This window comes from Tenacibaculum sp. DPLXC6, assembly GCF_056815515.1.
This window is the reverse complement of record NZ_CP141806.1, coordinates 2,887,726-2,912,098: the sequence shown is the minus strand read 5'-3', so window position 1 is coordinate 2,912,098 and position 24,373 is coordinate 2,887,726. Positions and strand designations below refer to the sequence as shown.

Below are 24,373 nucleotides of genomic sequence, written 5' to 3'. Positions count from 1 at the left end.
CTTATGAGTAAGGTTGAAAGAAAAAAATTGCAAAACATGAAAATATTAATCAACTCATTAAGTTTTTTGCGCTACATGCAGTAAACGTTATAACGCTTTGGTTAACAGATCAAATCTATACTCTTGCTGTTAATGTTAATCAGAGTTAAGCATTAAGCGTTTTAAAAGTTGTGATAAATGAGTTAAAATAAAACAAGAATGAATAACACCAAATCTCGCTGGTTACAAGATTTCAGAAGGTTTGTCCCCTTAAAAAGTCAATTTTTCCTTTCAGGTAATATTAAGGATTTTCAGTTACTGAAAAACGATTTTGGCACCTACAGTTGGCATCGATTAGAAAATGTAATAGACTCGGAATTAAAAAGCATGGGCTATGCACATGTGATTTACTACAATCCATTGACTGGTTTTGATATTCCTTTTTTTACAGAAACCCCAGAAGACAAAAAAGCTCTTTTTCAAAAACTTCAAATCCCACTTCAACAAGAAGGTGTCTATAACGACTTACAAACCTTTAATACCGTATTACAAAGGATTATTCACTATCCTGATGAACCCATTGGCTTGATTGTCGATTTCGCCTCTCAGTTTTTAATGAACCCTGAAAATCTGGTAAAAGCAGAGCACGATTCATTTAGTATGGCTCATATTTTATCTCAAACTACAGAAACCAGACCTTACGGCAACCCTCCAAATCCTTATTATAATATCGTAATTTGGATAGTAGATAAAGAAGGTGATTTGCCCGATTGGATGGTAGTTAACAACCCAAAAATAAGACATATACCTATTGGAAAACCCAATCATATTGCTCGTAGAAGATTAGTGCATCCAATTATAGAGAGCTTAAGTAAAGACAAAAACAATGTAGATGCTATAGTTACTGAATTTGTAGACGAAACCGAAGGCTTATTACTGTTAGACTTAGTAGCAATTATAGAGTTAGCTAGGTCAGAAACTATACCAATTTCCATGATTGCAGATGCAGTACGACGATACAAAGTGGGTGTAACTGAAGACCCTTGGATGAAAATTGAACGTAGCAAAATTGAAAACGGTGAAGCTTATATCAAAGAACGTGTAAAGGGGCAAAACCATTCCGTACAACATATTATGGATATTGTAAAACGGGCCATCACTGGAGTGGGTAACTCTAAAAAAAATAACCGTCCAAGAGGTGTGGTTTTCTTAGCAGGACCTACTGGTGTTGGGAAAACCGAATTGGCTAAGACCTTGACCAGTTTATTATTTGGTGATGAAAGTGCTTATATTCGGTTTGATATGTCCGAGTTTAGCGCTGAACATTCAGATCAACGGTTAATTGGTGCTCCTCCAGGATATGTTGGTTATAATGTTGGTGGCGAACTCACCAATGCTATCAGAGAAAAACCATTTAGTGTAGTCTTATTTGACGAAATTGAAAAAGCACACCCTAGAATATTAGATAAATTTCTTCAAATTCTAGACGACGGAGTACTTACGAGTGGACGAGGTGACACCGTTTATTTTTCTGAAGCACTGATTATTTTCACTTCAAACCTAGGGATTTATAAAAATTCGACTACAGGTGAACGATTACCAAATGTAACTTATGAAGATAGTTTTGAAACAGTTGAAAAGAAAGTACGACATGAAATCGAAAGCTATTTTAAGTTTGAACTCAATCGACCTGAACTACTCAATAGAATTGGAGACAACATTATTATTTTTGATTATATACGTAAAGATGTTGGTGAAATGATTTTTGATATGATGATGAAAAATAATATTAAAGGGATTCAAAAACAATTGGGTATTATACTACATATTCATCCCGAAGTAATGCAAACGCTAAAAGAATTATCTGTTGCTGATTTGAATAATGGCGGTAGAGGTATTAGAAATAAAATTGAATATCATTTTATCTCACCTTTTTCCAGAGCTTTATTCACATTAAATCCAAGTAAAGGAGAAACGATAGAAGCAACTTCTATTTCTTTTGAAAACCGAAGCACTACCATTCATCTAAATAAAAAATAATCGAATGGATATAAGAATCTCACGTTTACATTTTCCAGTAACTACACTTGGCCCAGGACAAAGAATTGGCATCTGGTTCCAAGGGTGTTCTATACATTGTGAAGGCTGTATTTCAGCAGATACCTGGCAGTTCAACAGCAATTCGATAAATATAAAAGAAGTGACAAATCTACTAAAAAAGTGGCTTCCAAAATGTGATGGCATTACTATTTCTGGCGGCGAACCTTTTGATCAAGAGCCTGCTTTAGAAGAGTTACTAAAATTTCTTAAGTCTTATAAGCTTTCCGTTCTAGTATATAGCGGATATTCTTTTCAGAAGTTAAAAAATAAAAAAGTTATACAAGAAGAATTGATTGATGTGTTGATTTCTGAACCTTATGACTATACAAAAACTCAAACCCAAGCCTTATTAGGAAGTGATAATCAACAAATTCATTTTCTTACTGATTTAGGAGAACAAAGCTTTACTAAATACTTGGGCAAAAAACCCGATAAGAAATTGGACATACAGTTTGATGATCAGACACTTTGGATGGCGGGTATACCTATTAATGGAATGAATAAAATAACGGAAAGCTTTCGGAAAAATGAAGTTGAAATAACTGACACACAATCGGTAATAAAGCAAAACAAGAAATGAAATACGTACGACTTTGCCCTGCATGTAATAGTGAACGACCAGTAACTGAAATGTATTGTCAAAATTTAATCGGTAATTCACCTTGTAGTTGGTTATTGATGAATGTGCCCCAAACTCCAGTTGGCGGCCGAGTCGAAATTCAACATGAAGCTGAAGAATCAATCAAACGATTTTGTAAAAACGAGCATGAAGTTGGAGAAGACGATTTTATGTGCATGGAATGTGGTGCTGATATTCAAGAGTTAACAGTTCAGGAAGAAGAAACTATTAAACAAATAGATTCATATACCATTATTGAATCTGTCGAGATTTCAGGAGCTACTAAAGAATGTTTTTTAGTTAAGGATACTGATGGTAAACGCTTTTTTTTAACTTATTATCATGAAAATTCTGAACCTGATAAAGCAATTTATGATGTACTACACCGAGCAGATGTGGATCATATTGCACAATTGGTTAAAACAGGCTATTGTAACAATCGCTTTTTTGAAGTTTCAGAACATATCCAAGGAGGATCTCTCAATGATTTAGGATATATCAAAGAAAATAGAATTGAAACTCTGGTAAATGAAATTAGTCGAGCACTTCGAGATTTCTCAGAAGCGGGCTTTAGGCATCGTAATCTATGTCCCAAAAACATTCTCATCCGTGACAATGAAACCTTTGATTTGGTGATTATCGATTACAGTTCTGCAAGATTATCAGATTATGACCTCGATACCGATACACCTTTACAATTAACCAGATATACAGCTCCGGAAGCTATAATTGGTGGAGTAAGTCCTGCTTCGGATTGGTGGAGTTTAGGAATGATAGTTTTAGAGCAAACTACCAAAGGAACATTCTTTCAAGGTATCAATGACAAAGCATTTATGATCCATTTGGTAACCAGAGGTGTTCAAATTCCAGAAGGCATTGATGAACGTATACTTTTATTACTAAAAGGTTTGTTGTGTAGAGACCCTCTAAAACGATGGCGTTGGGAACAAGTGGAAAAATGGTTGAATAAAGAATACGTTGCACCTCCTATAGAAGTTACTCTTGAGGTTGATCATAAAAACGAAAAAACTATACAACTCGGAGATACATTCTATACCAATGTAAGCTATTTTGCACTTGCAGCAGCTGAGGAGAATAATTGGGAAGAAGGTTTGGCTTTATTTACTTCGGGTGAAATTTCAAATTGGATAAAAGAAACCCTTGGCGAAGGTAAAATAACTGCTACTATCAGAAATTTGCGTTCTAAAGAGAATATTGATTTAGAATGGCGATTTTCATTAGCTTTAATGCACCTCAATGAAGCTTTACCGCTTACTTGGCGAGGACAAATTATTATTCCTGCTTGGTTGCTTAGCAACCCTACACTCGCTTCAGAACTTATAGCAGGAGACATTCCTGATTATTTGGATACTCTTTCACGCGAAAAATGGTTGGTCAACCTTAAAAGTAGAAAGCAAAATGTATTACATAAAGCAAAGAGTTTGGATATTGAATTAGATTGTGATAAGTTCAAGATCAATTCTCTAAGCACTTCTAGGGTGCGATTAAAATCTGAATTAAATCTTTTACGTCAAATTTATCCTGATGCCAAAAACATCAGTCTATCGGATTTAATGGGAGACATCCGACTCAGTGAAGAAGATTTAATACTAGTTTTAAGCGCCCAACAGGATCAATTTATCCCCTTAGAGCAATTGATTAAAGATGCCTCTAATTTGGCGATAAAAATAAAAATTGAGTCTAATGAAAGCTTTTTCCGAGAGGTTCTAATAAAACCCAGATTAGAGATTTACGAATCACTACATGAACATTTAGAGGGCTTTTCGCAGAGTAATAACGACCACTTAAATCGTTGGGCAGATCGTTTCAGAATAGAAAGGCGACTACCAATATTGCAATCGATTTTGTGTTTATCAATTCCCAAAGAAGAATGGGTCATCCCACCTAAGCATGAATACGCGTCTAGCTTATTGAATTTTTTTGAAAGAAAGATTATTCATACTGCCTCCAGAGGACCTTTGGTAAGGTTAATTATTTCTAAACATTCCCCTCGTTTAGATTTAAAAGCATTAGGTACACCCTTAAAACCTTCTGAAAAACTACTCAATAGTATTATTAATCGCTCATCAAGTACGGAAAAAATAGACCCACTAAGTTTCAGTCAAGACCCATTACTTAGTTACCGAACAAGAAGATTAGCTTTACGAACAGCAAACTTTAAGCGCGATACAGGTTTGGATTCTTTGTATTTAGGATTTCCTTTTTTAATTAATCAGTTCAAAAAAAACAATCGCCCCCGAATCTTGCCTATTATCCTATGGCCAATTACACTGGATTTTAAAAACCGTTCAAATCCTACATTAGAAATTGGTTTTGACAAGGTTCGTGAAGAAATCCGACTGAATCCAGCACTTTCAAGTTCCTTAGAGGCTGAGGAATACAAAAGAATAACACAAATTTATCAAGAGATTTTAAGTAGACAATCTTTAAGTATTTCAGAGGTTATAGATGCTTTCGGTTCATTTGTCAAATCTAAGGCTTCAAAGCTTGTTACTCATCCAGAAATCACTTATATGATGGAAAATACAGGTTTGGAACTACATGGCTCTGGAGTGATTTTTAATGCTAATTTTACAGGTCAATCAATTAGTGAAGATTTGCGTTTGCTTCAAAAACTACCACATTCGGGAACGGCTATGGAACCAATTTTAAGAATCCACACACCACAAATACCCGAATATGAGCCTATACAATCAGAAAACAATCGCTTTACTGTAGTAAATGTAGACCCTTCACAAGAACGCGCAGTAATACATAGTCGGTTAAAACCTGGTATTGTGATTGAAGGTCCTCCAGGTACAGGGAAAAGTCAGACAATTGTCAATATTATTTCCGATTGTATTGGAAGGAAAGAAAAAGTATTAGTAGTCTCTCAAAAAAGAGCAGCAATTCAGGTAATTATGAAGCGCCTGGAAGCCGTAGGCCTAGACAAAAGAGCACTCTCTATCACTGATATTACCAAAGACAGGCAAGAAATTATTCGGAGTATTCGCGAACAGGTTTCTTTAGATTTAAACGAATCCGAACAACAAAATATACTTAAAAAAATTACATTTAAACGAAATGATCTAACCAAACAAATAGACAGACTGGAATCGGAATTAAATACAATCTCTAAGGAGATTCATGTACCTGATGAGCAAGCAGGCGCAAGTTATCGAAACATTTTATCTGAACTCATTGAAATTCAAGACAATGATTATATTGATATTCCTGAAGCACGGAATTTTTTAGAAAACATTTCAGCAGATGAATTGAATATTCTTGAAACAGAAATCAGCACGTTAATACATGATTGGCTACCTTCGAAATATGAAGATAATGCACTCTCTAATTTAAAAATTACACAATATGATGACGCTACAAAAAAAGTAATTAAACAAAATATAGAACGATTTAATGAGGTTGAAACAAAAAGAGTAGACTGTATAAAACAAACCACAGGTGTCTATGATAATGAACACGCTCAATTCTATAGAACATGGTTGTATAAAAACGAACAAAAACTCCTAAATATTACTGATAAAGAGGCCAAAAATACTAAAATTTGGTTTGATTTGATTTGGGATGAATTCAATGAAAAATCCATTGGCGATGATATTCTTAATGATTTGAAAAGATTATTGGAAGATCTCAAAAATTTGATTTTCAACTATAAAAAAGTCAATTTTTCTATTTTTTTAATACAATCTGGAGATGAAACTCTAGAAAAAATAATTCAAGCTTGTGATAATCACCTAAACAAGTCCATTTTTAAGTTTCTTAACCCTTTAACATGGAAACATCAGTTTCGATTGAAAAAAATTCTCAAAAAATTTAAACTTAATACTAATAAAGAAAGTATAAACCGACTAAAAACAAATTCGGAATACGAAATTACTTTTAGAGCATATCGAAATCACTTTAATAATGTATTAAGAAAATTAAACAACACAGTAGAGCCTAATACCGAACCCAAGTTTCTTGCTGTAAAAATTAGTGGTAAAATTAACGAACTATTGGAAACGATTGTTTTAGCAAAAGCACTAAAACAATGCCCTCTAAAAGACGAAGCTAAAAAAGTTTTGAAATCTGGTAAGAAAGTCGAGTTTCAGAACTTTATAAGAGAGTTGAACAATGCCAATAAACGTTTTGAAAAAAGACAAGAATCATACGAAAAACTGACAGACCTAAAACAATGGTTAGAAGATTCTAGTTTTAAAACTTTCCTTTCAAACATAAAAAATAACGATGTAGATTTGTCGGTTATTCAGATGATGTCTCAGGACATTAACCACTTTATTCCATATCAAAAATTCAGGATAAGACTAGGAGGTAAACCTCAACAAGACATCACTTTACACCTTTTAACTATTCTTAGAAATTACGAAGAGCAAATTGCTCAATATACTTCAGAACATTGGTCTAAAATTATCCGAAAAACAATACGACGAGAAGGTTTGTTGGGTTGGAAACAACGTATTGAAAAGCAAACACCAGCCTTACTAATGGCTGATAGTGATATTGACCAAAATGTACAATTACTGGAAAATAATTTGGCTGAAATAAAAGCATTAAACAAAGAATTACTTACCCTAAACTATGATTTTGAAAAAATTGGCTCAAAATCACGATGGCACAGCATTACGCGACTACGAGGACAGAACTATAAAAAACTTCGAGAATTTATTCATTTAGGTGACGATTTAGGTTTAATGGATATTCGTCCAATTTGGTTGATGAGTCCAGAGGTAGTTTCGCAAGCCTTACCATTACAAGCAGGGTTGTTTGATGTGGTAATTTTTGATGAAGCCTCTCAAATGTTAATCGATCATTCTATTCCCTCACTTTATCGTGCAAAACGTGTAATTATAAGTGGTGATGAAAAGCAAATGCCTCCGGCAAATTTCTTTGGTCATAAAATGGATGATGACGAAGGTGAAGGTTTAAATATCGAACTCAGTGAGGATAATTCAGAAGAAGAGTTAACACTATACGAAGAGGCTTGGAATAAAAAAGAAGTCAAAGATTGTCCAGATTTATTGACATTAGCCAAAACGGTTCTTCCCACCACAACACTTCAAATTCATTATCGTTCTCAATACAAAGCACTTATCAACTTTTCCAATCATGCCTTTTATTCTGGTCAATTACACATTCCTGCTTATCATCCCAAAAACGTAATTGAAAAAACAAAACCACTAGAAGTCATTCGAGTAAATGGTATTTATAATGAACAAACCAACGAAACTGAAGCTGAAGTACTAATTGAATACTTATCTAACCATTGGCAGTTGCCCGAAAATGAAATTTTAAGCACAGGTATTGTAACCTTCAATAAAAAGCAGGCAGATCTTATAGAAGATAAAATTGAAGAAAAAGCACTTTCAGATGAAGTCTTTATGGAAGCTTTAAATCGTGAACGTAACAAACAACAAGAAGGTGAAGCCATGGGCTTTTTTGTTAAGAACGTAGAAAATGTTCAAGGAGATGAACGCGATATGATTTTGTTTAGCACTACATTTGGTTTTAATAAACAAGGAGTTTTCCGCCGCAATTTTGGAGCCCTCGGTCATCGTGGAGGAGAAAGGAGACTCAATGTAGCTATTACAAGGGCAAGACATAAAGTTGTTATTGCCACTTCAATGCCCATTAAAGATATTTCTGACATGCTTTCCACAGGACGATCTCCATCAAAACCAAGAGATTATATTCAGGGTTATTTGAAATATACTGAAACACATTTTGATAATCAGATAGAAGTTGCTAATCAATCATTAAAAAGACTTTCATTAAGAAAAACCAAAGAAAGCAAAGCATTAAAAAATGATGGTTTTAAAAATACTGTTAAAAACTACATTCACAGTTTGGGCTATGAAACCGTAGAAAATAATGATAACAATGTTTTTTATTTGGATTTAGCCATTGAAGACAAAAAAACAGGAAGGTTTGTAATTGGGGTTGAATGCGATGTACCTCACAATCCATTACTTAAAAATGCAAGACATCGTGAAATATGGCGTCCATTGATTTTGAAGAAATCGATTCCTCATATACATAGAACTACCTCTTATAAGTGGTTACAAGATACAGAAAATGAAAAATTAAGGCTGAAACACGCCATAGAAAATGCTTTAAACATAACACCATGAGCGGACCAAAAGTTATACGAATCGTTACCCCAGCAGAGCGAAAATTGATAAAGCAAAGGTGGTTAACTCGATTAAAAAACAAAATAGAACAAGTGAAGGCTTATGCCATCAAACACAATATGTTTACAGAAGAACTTCAAGCTGCTTTGAATGAAACATTGGAATATTACCAAAATATTTCAGAAGATGATTATAGAAAAATAGAGCGAGAAGTTTCTGGGCAAATTGAGTTTCTAGATAAGGAAAAGAAGAATTTGGTAAAAAAAGTAGTTAAAATTAGAACATCTAAATGGGAATCATTTAAGAACCTAAAGAGTACACATAACGAATTACGTTTCTTACTTAAAAAGAAAAGTATTGATTTTCAAGATTTCGACACTCCATCAAATATAAATGAAATAAAAGAATACCGTGAAAAAGTAGATTATTTGTACAGCCTTTTAAAAGAAGCTTATTTTGACTCTCAAACATTAACAGATGAACAAAAAGCTATTCAAGAACGATTATCTTCTGGTGAAAGCTTGCTATCTGTGCAAAAATGGCGTTCCGATCGTCCTAAAGTGGTTTCCAGACTAAAAAAGTTGGAAAACGCATTGAAGAAAATGTATATTTCTGAAATTTCTCAGAACAAAATACAGGAGTTTATGGATCGTTGTACCGAATTAGATGAAGAAGCCCCTAATTACGATTTGTTATTGGATTCATTAACTATCCAGGTAGCCGAATTCAGTAAAAATCAATTAGCATTACGAGAAGCTAAAGAAAAACTTAAAACAGCCGTTGACCAATTGGAATCTTTAGAATTGAACCTGAATTTTATTGATAAATGGATGGTATTACTTAATTCAAATAATCTAGATGATATAAAAAATGCCTTCGAAAAAGCTAAATATTTATATGCTGAAATTTCGGAGAAAATCATTGTTGAAACCCGACGAAAGGCTATTAAAAAGGCATTGCAAAATGCAGGTTATGAAGTTAATGACACAATGGAAACTGCATGGGTTGAAAACGGAAGTTTAGTAGTAAAGAAAGCAAAAAGTTCGTTATATGGCGTAGAGTTTATGAGCCCCAAAAACCTAAGTCGTATCCAAGCACGAGTTGTTGCCGATAAAAACAGAAGTCACGAACGTAGCCCAAACCTCGATAAAAACCAAGAGGAAGTTTGGTGTGATGAATTTCATGATATCAAAGCTATTTTAGAAAGTCAGAATTTGTCTATTGTTATAGATAAGGCTGAAGAAACAGGCTTAGTAAAATTAAAAGAAGTTACTCTAGGTGGTAGTTATGTAAAAAAAGAAGTTAAAACAAAGAAAAGAAAAAAGCTTTAAATTTAATAAATCGATGCTCAAACCTTTATACAGCATTGTGACAACATATTACTATTTTAGAGAAAAAATAGAACGATAATGAAACTCGGTAAATTACCGAGTTTCATTATTTATTTTAACTTAAATTTCATTTCTACTGGCAAATGATCTGATGCTTGTCCGAACTCATTTAACACACTTCCTTCTACATACTCTATAGAATCTTCAGTATAAAAAATATAATCAATACGTTCTACTGGATTTTTTGTATCAAATGTATTTTCAGGATTTTCAACAAAAAAGGCTGCATTTCCTACTCCATTCATTGCAAACATTTTTCTAACAATAGCCTCTTTATCTCTTGCTTTTGAATTAAAGTCTCCTAACAAAATAGTTGGATATTCTTTTTTATACTTATTAAAAAGATTCAATACATATTCAAATTGACGTACTCGTGTTGTTTTGTCAAAAGCTTCTAAGTGTAGATTTATAACAACTACTTCTTTTCCTCCTAAAATAACTTTTACCACTTGTACCAATCTATCTAAATACAACGCATCTCTATAAAATGGGTTGTCAGCTACTCGCTCTAAAACTATGCGCTGATAATCTTTTAATTCGTATTTACTCAAAATTGATTGACCTGAAACTATTTTACCAAAATGCATGCTTGGCGGCCAATATGGAAACGGCACATAGTGTTCATCCCAATTTATACCTCTTGCCACATAATTATAACCTAATTCTGCTAATTTTTCTTCTTGGTTTACTTCATAAGATCTTGCTGCATTATAATCGACTTCTTGAAGAGCAATAATGTCTGGATTCACTTTTTTAACCTCTGTAAGCACCTTTCTTAAGTTTGAATCAAATAATTCTTTAGGTTTTGCTATTGCTCTGTTATTTGTCATTCCGCTTAAATAACCAATATTATAAGTTACTATGCTGTAGATAGAATCATTATCAGTCGTATTAGTGTAGTCATGTGTAATAACTTTGGCATATTCTGCTTCATCCATTGTTGGGGACGATGCCCAGAAAAAAAAGATTGCAAACAATCCTACAGCTAGTAGTAAAAACCTTAAAACAATTCTAAAAAATGACTTCATAAAAAATTAAAAAAGTGTTAAAAACGATTTCAAATTTAAACTTTTTTAATCTGGAAAGGTCTTAGAAGCGTAAATAATTAAAGAACCTTAAAATTTAATAACATGCATAAATTACTAACAATATTAATTTTAGCAGTAGGTTTTACTGTTACCACTCAAGCACAAAAGAGCGATAAGGCTAAACATGAAGAATTAAGTACTGAGCAAAAAACAGAACTAGCTGTAAAAAAAATGACGCTACAACTTGATTTAACCGAAGCTCAACAAAAGCAAATTAAACCTTTAATAGCAAAACAAGTTGCTGAAAAACAAAAAATGTGGGCTAAAAGAAAAGCCATGAAACAAAGCGGTAAAAAGGCTACAGCTGATGAACGTTATGCTATGAAAAGTAAAATGTTAGATAAGCAAATTGCTCATAAAAGTGAAATGAAACGTATTTTAAACGAGCAACAATATGAACGTTATGAGAAAATGACTTCAAGAAAAATGAAAAGACATCAAAAAAAGGGTGATCATAAAAAGTTCAGAAAAGGAGAACACCATAAAAAGCATCAAGAGGAAAAATAAGCTAAACCTCTTAATAAATTAGTTTTTGATTGAAAAAAGCTCGGTTTTGGAAACAGAACCGGGCTTTTTACTTTTCAATTACTCTTTAAACCAACCTGAATATTTAACATAATTATTAGCAATCCTGTCAATTTCTCCTGAAATAAGTTCTTTAGAAATATCTTTTACTTTTTTTGCTGGTACTCCTGCATAAATGCTCCCACTTTCAATATGCGTATTTTTAGTTACAACTGCCCCTGCTGCTATTATAGAGTTTGACTCTACTATACAATCGTCCATTATAATACTTCCCATACCCACCAACACATTGTCGTGAATAGTACATCCATGCACTAAAGCATTATGACCAATGGAAACATTATTTCCGATAGTAGTTGGTGATTTTTGATAGGTTGCATGTATTACTGCTCCGTCTTGTACATTTACTTTATCTCCCATTTTTATATAATGTACATCTCCACGAATTACTGCATTGAACCATACACTACACTCTTTTCCCATTTGTACATCACCTACAATAGTTGCGTTTTCTGCGATGTAACAATCTTCTGGAATTTGTGGGTGTTTTCCTCTTACTGATTTTATAATTGGCATAGTTTTATTTAAAATATGATAATAAATTTGCTTTTTTAGATGCGGAAACCATAATCTCTTTTCCGTTTGACAATATTACGCTTCCTCCTTTTCCTTTTTTATATTTTGAAATTTCATTCACATTCACTAAAAACGATTTATGTACCCTCACAAAAGAGTTATCTTTTAAGGCTTCTTCAAAATATTTTAGTGTTTTACTCACTAATTTTTTAGAGTTCTCAAAATATATTTCAGTATAGTTATCATCTGCTTTACAAAATAAAATTTCATTTACTGCTACTACTTCAAATCCATCTTGCTGCGGAATGGTTATCTTTCCATTTACTTGATGTATGGCTTTTGGCATTAACACAGTAGTTTCTAACTCATTTTCTTTTTCTTTAATTTCTGTTACAATGCTTACTGCCTTAATTAGCTCATCTATAGAAATTGGCTTTAACAAATAATAGGTTGCTTGATTATTTAACGCCTCAATGGCATAATGATCGTAAGCAGTTACGAATACAGTTTCAAAGGTTTGGTTTTCTACTTTTTCTAACAAATCAAAAGCATTTCCAAAAGGCATTTCTACATCTAAAAATACCAAGTCTAACTCGTGTTTTTCAATTAACTTTTGTGCTTCTTCAATATTGCTTGCTTCTCCTAACAATTCAACATTAGGACAGTATTTAGCTATATAATTTCGTAGAATATCTCTACTTATTTTCTCGTCTTCAACTATAATTGCTTTTATTTTCATCGCTAATTTTCGTCTTTTTTTAGTGTCAATTCAACCTTAGTCCCACTTCCGTCCTCAAAAACATTAGAAACCATCACAGATATTTTATCTTGATACATATCGTTCAGAATAGCAATTCTATTTTTAATAGTACTCATTCCTTTTGATTTCTGTTTGAGTTGATTTTTTGTCTTCATTTCTATTGATTTCTCCCTTCCTATTCCATCATCTTCTATCAAAATTGTGATAGACTCATTATTTTTAGGAAACATAGAAATTTGAAGTTTTCCTTTTTCTTTTTTATATCGAAGCCCATGCCAAATAGCATTTTCTATATACGGTTGTAGTAACATTGGTGGAATAGAGTATTGCTCCAGCGGTATACTTTCTTCAATATGGATGTTGTAGTCGAACTTATCCTTAAAACGGTTATGTTCTAATTTAACGTACAATTCTAACAACTCAATTTCTTTAGTCAATGGTATAAAATCTTCATCTGAATTTTCTAATACAGAACGCATCAACACTGAAAATTCTGATAAATATCGATTTGCACTTCGTTCATCATTTACCGCTATAAAACTATTTACTGAGTTTAATGCATTGAAAATAAAATGCGGATTCATTTGTGAGCGCATCGATTTTAATGCCAATAAATTGTTTGCTAATTTTTGTTGCTTGTTGGTTCTAAACATAAAATACACTAACAGAATCATCAATAAAAAACCTCCTATTAATGAATAAATAATCCATTTTTGGCGTTTATTACTTTCTTGGATTAATTGTTGGTCTTTATATGCTAAATTAATTTTACTGTCTGCTAATTTTTTGTCTTTTTCTAAACTCGCTATTCTGTTCTGATTATCAGAAATTCGCTTACTAAAACGTTTTACCTGCTGAATTTCCTGCTCTTTTCTCGAATACAACGTATCTACCAGCGTTACATAATTTTGATAAGTTTTTAAGGCTTCTGTATAATCTCCTACTGTTGCGTATACTTCTGATAAGCGCTTAGTAGCATCTTTTTGAATGATTAAATCTTTGTTTTTATCAGCATCTGCAATACTCTTTTTTAAATATGGAATTGCTTCTTCATATTCAGATTTTTGCATATATGCATTACCTATTTTATAGTTGATTTTTTGTGAGGTAATTGAATCAACTAACGATTCGTTACTCTCCGCCTCTACAACTATATCATCTGCTTCTTTTAAGCTCTCTTTTCTCAACTGAATTTCTTCGTCGTATCGTTGAGATTTGTTATAAAAATCGGCTACTTTTTGCTGTTCCTTTAACGAACGTTTCTTGTTCTCTTCAGATGCTAATTTTAAAGAATTCTTAAAATATCCATCAGCTTTTTGTGTATTTCCTTGAGCGGCAAAAACTTCTGCTAGTTTAGAATTTAAATCTGTTATTTTAGGAGTGATTAAGTTCTTTTTCGCAATTTCTAATGCTTTTTCATAGTTTGTTTTAGCCTTGTTATAGTTTTTTTGAACTAAATACACGTCTCCTAACCCCTGATATGCAGTTAAACGCAAGTAATTATTTAATACTCCGCTTTGTAAACTTTGCAAATAGTTTTGTTCACTACTACTATAATCTTCAGATAAAAATGCTGCTTTAGCCAATTTCAGACGAATTCTGGGCGAATTCACTTCTTGTAAAGAAATTTGATAATTCTCAACCGCTAAATCGTACTGTTTCCAGTAAAAATATACATCTGCTAATTCTTTGAATACATTTGCTCTTTGGCTTTTATTAGGGTTTGTCAACAACGTTTTTTCAACAAAAGACAAACTTTTATCAATATTTTTCTTTTTATAAAACTCAACTGAGTCTAAATATTGTGAGTATAAGCTTACTTGCTTTCTTTTACTATAAGAACTTAGTTTTGATTTTCTTTTGGATGTAAATCCTTCAACTTCTACTTTTATATCTTCATCATCTTTAATTGTATAAAAAACACGATTAAAATTAGGATGTGACACTTCCAATTGGCTTCCTGCTGTTGCTTTTACAGTATAGTTTCCCGTTATTTCAGAAAACCGGAAAGTTCGTCCGTTTACTTCTACTCTCGCATCTTTAATGGGACGATTTGTTTCCTTACTCACCACTTGAACTTTTACTGAAAATTCTTTCGATAGTTCTTTGCCTACTTGAGAGTATACTTCTGAAAACCTCAGTAAAAGTATAGGGAGTAATAGTATGTAAAAAAGTTTCTTCATTCTTTATTTCTTACTGTAAACATACTCACAAAATACCATACAAAAAAACGGTTAACTCTCTAAAACACTATAAAAAGTAGTTAAAAAATGAGGCTTACTCATTTAACTTATCATTTCCCTAAACAAAATAGCTTGTTCACTCATTCTTGATTTTTTAAGAAAAAAGTTGGGGGTAGTTTTGAATAGAAATTAACACCAATCAAACTTTTTACCAATTAATAACTAAAAACAAAAATTATGAAAACGCACGCATTCAAAGTATTTTTCTTTTGCTTAGTACTACTAACAACAACTACGTTTGCTAATGAAAATCAACGTACAAGAAAAGTAAAAAAACAAACCGTTAAAGTTGCATTATTACTAGATACAAGTAATAGTATGGATGGACTTATCAATCAGGCAAAAGCACAATTATGGGAAATTGTAAACGAACTATCGTATGCTAAATGTAACGATACCACACCTAACTTAGAAATAGCTTTGTACGAATATGGAAACTCAAATTTATCTTCTAGAGAAGGTTATATCCGACAAGTTTTACAGTTTACTAGTGATTTAGATGAGATTTCTGAGCATCTTTTTTCTTTGAGTACTAATGGTGGTAGCGAATATTGTGGTCAAGTAATACAAACGTCACTAGATGAATTAGATTGGGGAGCTAATAAACGTGATTTAAAAATGATTTTTATTGCAGGAAATGAACCTTTTACTCAAGGAAAAATTAATTACAGAGATGCTATTACAAATGCTAAAGAAAAAGATGTTACCATAAATACTATTTTTTGTGGTGATTATAACCAAGGTATTACTGGAAGATGGCAAGACGGAGCTATTTATGGAGGTGGTGATTATATGACTATTAATCAAAACAAGCATATTGTACATATTGTAACTCCATACGATAACGATATTATTATTTTAAACAAACGCTTAAATGACACCTACATTCACTATGGTTCTTATGGATATTCTAAACATAGCAATCAAGCAAAACAAGACATGAATGCTGAAAGTTTAGATGAAGCTGTAGTAGTTAAACGTGCCGTAACCAAAAGTTCTAAATTATATAAAAATGCAGAATGGGATTTGGTAGATGCTTCAGAAGAAAAAGAAATTGATTATAGTTCTTTAAAAAAGAAGCAACTTCCTAAACAGTTACAAAACAAATCTGCCAAGGAAATTAAAGTGTATGTTGAAAAGAAACGTAAAGAACGTGCTGAAATTCAGCAAAAAATTCAAGAGTTAAATAAAAAAAGAAAGTCTTATGTAGCAAAAAAACAACGCGAAAGTTCTAAAAAAAATGAATTAGAAAGTGTTATGATTAAAGCTATAAAAAAACAAGCAAAAAAGAAAAATTACTCTTGGTAGTTTTGATTGGGTTTGGTTAAGTTGAAGCGGAGTTTTACTCCGCTTTTTTATGTCGTCATTCCTACCAACGAGAGGAATCTCATTCAAAGAAACAGTAAATATTTTTTATAAACAGAATCAAAGCCCTTCAGATTTCTCACTTCCGTTACATTACAGTTCGAAATAATATTTCGTTTATTTTACTAGCAAATCTTGACCAATACTAATGTTATTGTCACTTAGTCCATTTACTTCTTTTAATCGTTGTACCGAAATATTATATCGTCTCGATATAGAATACAACGTATCTCCTTTTTGAACTTTATGAGAACTTGTTTTATAAGTTGGTGTTTTCGCTGCTAGAGAACCATCTCGTCTTACTCTATCGTATTTATCTAGATTGTACTTTCTAATAATAGATATTAATTTTTGAGGATATTTTCTGTCCGTTGCATATCCTGCTCTTTTTAACCCATAAGCCCAACCTTTGTAATCTGTATGTCTCAACCTGAATAAGCTTGCATACCTTTTACGAGTTAATAAAAACTGAGAGTGATCTTCATACGATGTTTCTGGATATTTATATTTTCTAAAACATTCTCCTTTTTCATCATCATCGTGAGTTACACTATGCCCTTGCCAACCTCTATGACATTTAATTCCAAAATGATTGTTTGATCTAAGAGCTAATGCACTTCTACCACTTCCTGATTCTAATACTCCTTGTGCTAAGGTGATACTAGCAGGAATACCATGTTCGTGCATTTTCTTAACCGCAATTGGCGCAAATTTTTGAATATATGCTTCGGTATGATTTGTAGTAGTTGATATTGGTTTTTGTATTTGCTCTAACTGTGGTAACTCAGGCATTTTTTCTTCTCTAGGTTCTAAAACCACCTCATTTGGTGTACTCTTTACTACATTTTTACCTGATCCACAACTTGTCAATATTACAGTACACACTGCTAAAAAAACTACCTTTATTCTCATTAAACCTTTATTAACTCTTGATTTTTATTCTTTAATTTTTGATTTACTCCTGCTATTCCTTGTAAACCTCCTGTATGAATTGCCAGTATTTTACTGTTTTTCGGAAATGTATCTTTTGCTACTAAATCTAATATTCCAAATAACATTTTTCCTGTATAAATAGGATCTAGTAAAATACCAGTTTGCTCTTTAAATTCATTTATAAAACGGATTAACTCCTCTGTATATTTTCCGTAGCCTCCAAAATGATACTCATTTTGCAAACTCCAATACTCATTCTTGTTTATAAAAGGTTTGATTTCATCTACTAAAAAATCACCTTTTAATGCAGGAAATCCTATTATTTTTTGATGTTTTTTAGCTGAATTTATCAATCCTGAAATTGTTCCGCCAGTACCTACTGCACAACAAATATAATCGAATTTTTCATCTTCATTTGTTAAAATTTCTTCACAGCCTTGTACCGCTAAAGCATTCGTTCCTCCTTCAGGAACCAAATAAAAATCACCAAACTCATTTTTTAACTGATTGATGAATTCTTCAGAAGTTTTGTTTCGGTAGGTTTCTCTTGTAATAAACTTAAACTGCATACCATTCTCGTATGCATTTCTCAAAGTTTCATTTTGAGAAAGCGTCTTAACTAAGTCTTTACCTAATTCATCCCCTCTAATAATTCCAATGGTTTTGAATCCTGCTATTTTTCCTGCGGCAGCAGTAGCTGCAATATGATTAGAATAGGCACCTCCAAAGGTTAACAAGGTTTCTTTTCCTTGTCGTTTTGCTTCTTCAATATTGTACTTCAGTTTTCTGAATTTATTCCCTGAAACAAATGGGTGGATAGTGTCTTCCCTTTTTACAAAAAGTTCAATTCCTTTTGTTTTTAAAATAGTCAAATGAATTTGTTGATTCTCTGGTATGGAAATTTCTAGTTGAAACAGCATTTTAAAAAGTTATCAACGCAAAAATAAGCCTTTAATCTATTTCTAGTTTATATCCTACTCCATGAATGTTGGTTATTTTTATGGATGTGTCTTCTTTTAACTTTTTACGAAGTTTAGAGATATACGTATCTAAACTTCTTCCGACTACTACCCCGTTATCTTCCCAAACTCTTTTGGTTAACTCTTCACGTTTTATAATTTCATTAGGTCTACTGATAAGAATTTCTAGCAGCTCACATTCTTTTTTAGATAAACTGATTTCTGTAGCCTGCTTTACTAACTTGTTCTGTTCTGGGTAAAACTCAAAAATTCCTAAGCTTACTACATTCATTAAGTTATTAGTTGTCGCTGTTTTATTTTTCCTCTTTTTTTGATACACAACACCTACAAATACAATTATTAAAACCAGTAATCCATAAAAAATAAACTGATTATTATTTGACGTGCTTATTTTAAGAAATTGAACTTCTATAAAATAACAGTTAGTAGGCAACACCCTTCCTTTGCAAGGGATTATTGCTTTTTCTTCTTTTTTCTGCATTTCGTAGCTATACCCTACTTCCTCATTATCACAATTTTTAACCTCTAGAATGTAATTTGTTGGAAAACTTGACTTTTTAAAACTTCTATTCACTAAAGTTACCAAACCATCTGGTTCAATCCTCAAATTGTTTTGAAAACTTAGCTTAAAGGTTGATTCACTCAACTGTTGTACAGGTAAAACTAATGAAGTAGTATCTTCATTGCTTAGCAATAACTGATGTCCTACATTTCGAAGTGAAACTTTTACACGTTGTGAAAAATTTTCCTTGGTTGTACACGAAGTAAACAGCATTATTACAGTAAATAGGGTTAACCCTATTTTGGATATTATTAAATTAAAGCTCTTACTCATACTATTTACAAATATCCTACTTTTCAATTGCTTTAGACGAGAGTTGACATTTCTTTTACACTTTTTTGACATTTTTTATCTCTCGTCATTGTGACCAGAGGGAAAACACTTACTGTCATTTCGACTGCAAGGAGAAATCTCATTAATAAAAGTAACTCAAAACCTTAAGATTTCTCAGTCGCTCATAAAATCGCTTATTCGAAATGACATTATTTTACTATATTGAAACTCGAAAATTGAAATGTATAAAATTGCTGAAATCTCCACTTATCACATCATAACGCAGGGATAACAGAACTTTTATTTCTTTTATGACATGTTGTGCGTAATATTGACCATCAAAATTTATCAGAATGCAAGAAAGAGATTGGCTAGAAAAACTTTTCCAAAAATCGCTAGAAAAAGCTAGACCTGGTTTCGAATATACTGATGAAAATATTGAGAAATTATCTGAAATCATTGAAGAATCAATGCCCTCGATAATTACAATGTTTGAAAAACAAGTTCACAAGAAATCAAAAACGATTCTCAAACAAAACAGAAAGGATATTTCAAAATTCAGGAAGAGACTAAATAAGACTTGGAAATCTGCAATTGACCAATTAGAAATCTTCATCTCATTTAATTTAGAATATGGAGTTATAGTGTCCGATTCATACAGACAAGAAAATCCAAACGATGTTAAATTTGAAACTCTTTTAAGATTACACGCAAGGTCATGTCAAATAGCTTGTGAAATACTGGAATTAATTAAAGGAGGTTTTGCTGATGGAGCAATGGCTAGATGGAGAAGTCTGTATGAAATATCAGTTCTCGCAAACTTTTTAGAAAAAGGAACAGAAGAACTTTGTCAAAGATACTTGGACTACTATTTCGTAGAAAATTATTTTGAGACATTAGAGTATCAAAAAAATTGTGAACGACTTGGATATGAACCGCTTTCAGAAGAAGAAATAGAAGAATCTAAAAATTTGGTCGAAGCACAAAAGGAGAAATATGGAAATGATTTTGGAAAACTTTATGGCTGGGTTGGAGATATTCTTCCTAAAAGAAAATGGAATTTTGCTGGCATAGAAGAAACAATAGAGTTTAAATATATGCGCTCATTCTATAAAATGGCCAATAATTCTGTACATTCTGGCGCAAAAGGATTTATATTCACACTTGGACAGTACGACAGTAATGAAGTAATGTTAGCCGGACCGAGTAATTATGGTTTTGCTGACCCTGGACAAAATACAGCGTTTTCTCTTTTTCAGACTACTTTAACATTATCAGAATTCGATACTTATTTGGAAGACTCTTTATATATAAAAATCGGAATGAATATGTTAGATGAGTTAAGTGAAGAATTTGTTAGAATACAGAAGAAAATAGAAGCAGAAGAAGATGAATTAAGAAATACTACGCACAACAACGTATATAAAAAATAGCGGTTTAATCGCTTAATTGGAAGAAAATAAATAAATTAAAGGTCAGTTATAAACTAAAAATTAGTGCATAAAATCCGTTACTTTTCATATACAAGACCGTTGTACACCATTTGAAAAAATATGAAAACCACAAAAACATACTTTTCGATTATTTCTATATTCTTAACAATAAATCTATGTGCAGCTCAAACTGAAAGTCATTTTAAACACTACCCTTTTGAATCAATTCAAGTTCAAGCTGATTCAATACATCAATTTGTACTTAAAGCAATATCAGGAAACACTAGTAATAAAAATGAATGGGAAAGTAAATTTTTTGATGCTTTTCCAAGCTCATACGCAATTATGGACTCTATTTTCGGCTATAAAAATAAACCAGCACCTCTATATCTTTCGAAAATTCCTCGAAAAGTTAAATCTTATGTAAGCTCAGACTCACACATAGGATTTTTCTGTCAATTAAAATCAATTCCTACCGACAAATACTATAATAAATATGTTAACATCTGTATTGATGGATATTGGCAGGCTGACAAAATAAGAGAAGCATTTGGTTTTGGACTACATTTGTACTATAATTCCAAACCTGCTTGTAAAGCTCTTTCAAAAAAGTCTGATTCGGAAATAAAAAGTGTCTTTAGATTCATCTTTGATGGACCATATCCTGACAATGAACAGAATAAACACTTTTATAAAATGCTTCTACCAGTAGTAAAAGCTGAAAATGAAAGGTTATCCAAACTGTTGACACTCTCTTTTAACGAATTGATAAAAGAAAATCACGAGCATTAAATAAAAAACGGTGTACAACAAAATGTATAATTAATTGCGGCTGAATTTCCTAATCGGAAATTCAATCTTATTAATTATCTTTCCACATCAACGTAAAACGACTCGCGTCCTTTTCACGCAAAAAATCATACACAAATACGTTAAAAACCAGCTACCTGCTCCTCTACTTGCTCCCACTCTTCCATCAGTTCGTCTACTTTTGCTTTTTTAGCTTTGTAGTTTTCAAAGAAATTAGGACGTGAAGACACTTCATCATAGTTTTGAGCTAACTCTAAATCTATTTTTTCTATTTCAGCTTCTAAATCTGCGATTTGTGTTTCAATTTTATTCAGCCTATTTTTTAACTTTTTAAGCTCCTTTTCTTGTTCTTTAGATAGTTGATAGGCTTCTTTTTTAGAAGTATCCTTTTCTGCCTTTACTACAGTTTTTTTCTCAGCATCACGTAAACTTTCCATTTTGTGTTGCTCTAAGAAATAATCAATATCGCCTAAATATTCTTTTATTTCTCGGTCTTTAAATCCGTAAACAGTAGTGGTTAATCCTTGTAAGAAATCACGGTCGTGAGATACAACGATTAAGGTTCCATCAAAATTTTGTAGTGCTTTTTTCAGTACATTTTTTGAGGCAATATCTAAGTGGTTGGTAGGCTCATCCATTATTAGCACATTAAAAGGCGACAATAACAGCTTGCACAATGCTAAACGATTCCTTTCTCCCCCTGATAGTACCTTTGCTTTTTTGTCTACTGCTTCTCCACCAAACAAAAAGGCTCCTAACATGTCTCTCACCTTTACACGATTGGTATCATTCGCAGCATCTTCCATAATTTCCAACACTGTCTTCTCAGGTGGTAATTCTTCCGATTGATTCTGAGCAAAATATCCTATTTCAACATTATGTCCTAGCTTAAGATTTCCTTCAAATGGAATTTCTCCTACCATCATTTTGGCTAAAGTAGATTTTCCTTGTCCGTTTTGACCAACAAAAGCAATTCTGCTATTACGCTCAATCAATAAGTTAACATCCTTCAACACCTCTTTTTCGCCGTAGCTTTTAGCTAAATCCTCTGCTTCAACTATAATTTTACCAGGTTCTTTCGAAATAGCAAAGCGGACATTCATTACTGCATTATCGTCCTGATCTACTTCAATACGTTCAACCTTATCAAGTTTTTTAATAAGGGATTGTGCCATGGAAGCTTTGTTGGCTTTAGCTCTAAACTTCTCAATCAGCTTTTCAGTGTGTTCTATTTCTTTTTGTTGATTTTTTTGCGCTTGTAATTGCTTTTCTTTGATTTCAGCTCGTAACTTTAAAAACTCTGTATATGGCTTTTTATAATCGTAAATTTGTCCTAAAGAAATTTCTATAGTACGGTTGGTTACATTATCCAAAAACATTTTATCATGCGACACTAGTACGATGGCTCCTGCATAGTTTTTTAAGAAGTTCTCTAACCAAATAATAGATTCAATATCTAAGTGGTTAGTGGGCTCATCAAGTAATAAAATATCATTATTTTGTAAAAGTAATTTTGCTAACTCAATACGCATACGCCAACCTCCAGAAAACGTATCTGTTAGTTTATCAAAATCTTCTCGTTGAAATCCTAGTCCTTGTAAAATCTTTTCAGTTTCACCCTGATAGTTGTATCCTCCTAGTAATTCGTAACGTTCAGTTTTTTCATTTAAATCAATAATTAACTGATTGTATGCTTCACTTTCATAATCGGTTCTTTCAGCTAATTGTCTGTTTATCTCGTCTAACTCTAACTCAATTTCTTTTATTTCAGTAAATGCTTGGTAAGCTTCTTCTAAAATAGTTCTTCCGTGTACAAAATCAATATCCTGACGTAAAAAACCAATACGTACATCTTTATCAAACGCTAACGTCCCTCCACTGCTCTCAATATCTTTTGATAGCACTTTTAGTAAAGTAGATTTTCCTGCTCCATTTTTTCCTATCAATCCTATTCTATCTCCTTTTGTTAGTTTAAAGGTGATTCCTGAGAACAAATCTGTTCCCATAAATGAAACTGATACATCGTGTACGTTTAACATATTTTTAGCAAATTACTTTGGTTTTGTAACTAGAGTTACAAACGAGAGTTTTATTTTTGTTGAAATTTGTGCAAACTTACAAAAAGCAAATAGTTAATTGAACTTAATACCTAGAAGAAATGTTTGGAAAAGGAAGTAAACTGTATAGTATTTTTAATAATAAATGTCCTCGTTGCCATGAGGGAAATTTTTTTAAATACAAGCTTAACTTCAACCCGAAAAAAGTTACAACTTTACACGAAAATTGTCCTAAATGTAATTTAAAATATATGATGGAACCTTCTTTTTTCTTTGGTGCCATGTACGTAAATTATGCACTTGCCGTGGCTCTTTTTGTTGCTATTTTTATTATTGCTAAAATGTTTATTGGCTTATCAATTTTGCATAGTTTTATAGCTATAATAGTTGTTTCATTAATATTAACACCTATTACACTAAGACTTTCAAGAATTATTTGGATAAACCTTTTTGTGAGTTATAAAAAGGACGCTAAAGAATTACAATCAGAAAAATAATTCTACGAGGAATAATCTTACTATTTCCTA

The 24,373-nt window shown here is 32.2% G+C and carries 17 protein-coding genes; 9 read left to right on the top strand and 8 right to left on the bottom strand.

Annotated elements, in window-relative coordinates; all coding sequences use genetic code 11:
* The first annotated feature begins 198 nt into the window (after positions 1 to 198).
* Genes VCM48_RS13255 through VCM48_RS13240 form a run of 4 tightly spaced genes read left to right on the top strand, consistent with a single transcriptional unit; the run spans position 199 to position 10,181 of the window.
* On the top strand, positions 199 to 2,019 hold the full coding sequence (locus VCM48_RS13255; protein ID WP_482270811.1) for an AAA family ATPase: 1,821 nt from the start codon (positions 199 to 201) through the stop codon (positions 2,017 to 2,019).
* A 4-nt stretch (positions 2,020 to 2,023) separates the two neighbouring features.
* Positions 2,024 to 2,659, top strand: coding sequence for a 4Fe-4S single cluster domain-containing protein (locus VCM48_RS13250; RefSeq protein ID WP_482270810.1), 636 nt, complete (start codon positions 2,024 to 2,026; stop codon positions 2,657 to 2,659).
* Positions 2,656 to 8,850 carry a protein kinase domain-containing protein gene (locus tag VCM48_RS13245; protein ID WP_482270809.1) on the top strand — a complete coding sequence of 2,065 codons (6,195 nt, stop codon included), beginning with the start codon at positions 2,656 to 2,658 and terminating at the stop codon, positions 8,848 to 8,850. Before VCM48_RS13250 ends, VCM48_RS13245 begins: the two co-directional genes overlap by 4 nt.
* On the top strand, positions 8,847 to 10,181 hold the full coding sequence (locus tag VCM48_RS13240) for a coiled-coil domain-containing protein (protein WP_482270808.1): 1,335 nt from the start codon (positions 8,847 to 8,849) through the stop codon (positions 10,179 to 10,181). Before VCM48_RS13245 ends, VCM48_RS13240 begins: the two co-directional genes overlap by 4 nt.
* Positions 10,182 to 10,291: 110 nt before the next feature.
* On the opposite strand, the gene VCM48_RS13235 is transcribed toward VCM48_RS13240, so the two are convergent.
* On the bottom strand, positions 10,292 to 11,269 hold the full coding sequence (locus VCM48_RS13235; RefSeq protein ID WP_482270807.1) for an endonuclease/exonuclease/phosphatase family protein: 978 nt from the start codon (positions 11,267 to 11,269) through the stop codon (positions 10,292 to 10,294).
* 102 nt (positions 11,270 to 11,371) lie between these two features.
* On the opposite strand from VCM48_RS13235, the gene VCM48_RS13230 reads away from it, so the two are divergent.
* Complete coding sequence (locus tag VCM48_RS13230) at positions 11,372 to 11,836, top strand: Spy/CpxP family protein refolding chaperone (RefSeq protein ID WP_482270806.1); 465 nt, start codon at positions 11,372 to 11,374, stop codon at positions 11,834 to 11,836.
* 78 nt (positions 11,837 to 11,914) lie between these two features.
* Here the strand turns inward: VCM48_RS13230 and VCM48_RS13225 are convergent, their stop codons facing one another.
* Genes VCM48_RS13225 through VCM48_RS13215 form a run of 3 tightly spaced genes read right to left on the bottom strand, consistent with a single transcriptional unit; the run spans position 11,915 to position 15,373 of the window.
* Positions 11,915 to 12,430, bottom strand: coding sequence for a gamma carbonic anhydrase family protein (locus tag VCM48_RS13225; RefSeq protein WP_274639191.1), 516 nt, complete (start codon positions 12,428 to 12,430; stop codon positions 11,915 to 11,917).
* 4 nt (positions 12,431 to 12,434) lie between these two features.
* Positions 12,435 to 13,169 carry a LytR/AlgR family response regulator transcription factor gene (locus VCM48_RS13220; RefSeq protein WP_482270805.1) on the bottom strand — a complete coding sequence of 245 codons (735 nt, stop codon included), beginning with the start codon at positions 13,167 to 13,169 and terminating at the stop codon, positions 12,435 to 12,437.
* A 2-nt stretch (positions 13,170 to 13,171) separates the two neighbouring features.
* Complete coding sequence (locus VCM48_RS13215; RefSeq protein WP_482270804.1) at positions 13,172 to 15,373, bottom strand: tetratricopeptide repeat-containing sensor histidine kinase; 2,202 nt, start codon at positions 15,371 to 15,373, stop codon at positions 13,172 to 13,174.
* A 237-nt stretch (positions 15,374 to 15,610) separates the two neighbouring features.
* On the opposite strand from VCM48_RS13215, the gene VCM48_RS13210 reads away from it, so the two are divergent.
* Positions 15,611 to 16,741, top strand: a complete 1,131-nt coding sequence (locus VCM48_RS13210) for a vWA domain-containing protein (protein WP_482270803.1) — start codon at positions 15,611 to 15,613, stop codon at positions 16,739 to 16,741.
* Between the two features lie 174 nt (positions 16,742 to 16,915).
* On the opposite strand, the gene VCM48_RS13205 is transcribed toward VCM48_RS13210, so the two are convergent.
* From VCM48_RS13205 to VCM48_RS13195, 3 genes are read right to left on the bottom strand one after another with little or no spacing between them, the layout of a single operon-like run.
* Positions 16,916 to 17,710 carry a glucosaminidase domain-containing protein gene (locus VCM48_RS13205; RefSeq protein ID WP_099215909.1) on the bottom strand — a complete coding sequence of 265 codons (795 nt, stop codon included), beginning with the start codon at positions 17,708 to 17,710 and terminating at the stop codon, positions 16,916 to 16,918.
* Positions 17,710 to 18,651, bottom strand: coding sequence for a 1-aminocyclopropane-1-carboxylate deaminase/D-cysteine desulfhydrase (locus tag VCM48_RS13200; RefSeq protein WP_482270802.1), 942 nt, complete (start codon positions 18,649 to 18,651; stop codon positions 17,710 to 17,712). Before VCM48_RS13200 ends, VCM48_RS13205 begins: the two co-directional genes overlap by 1 nt.
* A gap of 31 nt (positions 18,652 to 18,682) precedes the next feature.
* Positions 18,683 to 19,546, bottom strand: a complete 864-nt coding sequence (locus VCM48_RS13195; protein ID WP_482270801.1) for a winged helix-turn-helix domain-containing protein — start codon at positions 19,544 to 19,546, stop codon at positions 18,683 to 18,685.
* A gap of 353 nt (positions 19,547 to 19,899) precedes the next feature.
* On the opposite strand from VCM48_RS13195, the gene VCM48_RS13190 reads away from it, so the two are divergent.
* The gene (locus tag VCM48_RS13190) at positions 19,900 to 20,979 is read left to right on the top strand and encodes a DUF5677 domain-containing protein (protein ID WP_482270800.1); all 1,080 of its coding nucleotides are present in this window, start codon (positions 19,900 to 19,902) and stop codon (positions 20,977 to 20,979) included.
* 120 nt (positions 20,980 to 21,099) lie between these two features.
* Positions 21,100 to 21,771, top strand: a complete 672-nt coding sequence (locus VCM48_RS13185; protein ID WP_482270799.1) for a hypothetical protein — start codon at positions 21,100 to 21,102, stop codon at positions 21,769 to 21,771.
* Between the two features lie 140 nt (positions 21,772 to 21,911).
* Here VCM48_RS13185 and VCM48_RS13180 read toward each other — a convergent pair whose 3' ends face one another.
* Complete coding sequence (locus tag VCM48_RS13180) at positions 21,912 to 23,828, bottom strand: ABC-F family ATP-binding cassette domain-containing protein (RefSeq protein ID WP_274639182.1); 1,917 nt, start codon at positions 23,826 to 23,828, stop codon at positions 21,912 to 21,914.
* 119 nt (positions 23,829 to 23,947) lie between these two features.
* On the opposite strand from VCM48_RS13180, the gene VCM48_RS13175 reads away from it, so the two are divergent.
* On the top strand, positions 23,948 to 24,343 hold the full coding sequence (locus VCM48_RS13175) for a DUF983 domain-containing protein (protein WP_482270798.1): 396 nt from the start codon (positions 23,948 to 23,950) through the stop codon (positions 24,341 to 24,343).
* Positions 24,344 to 24,373 lie beyond the last annotated feature (30 nt).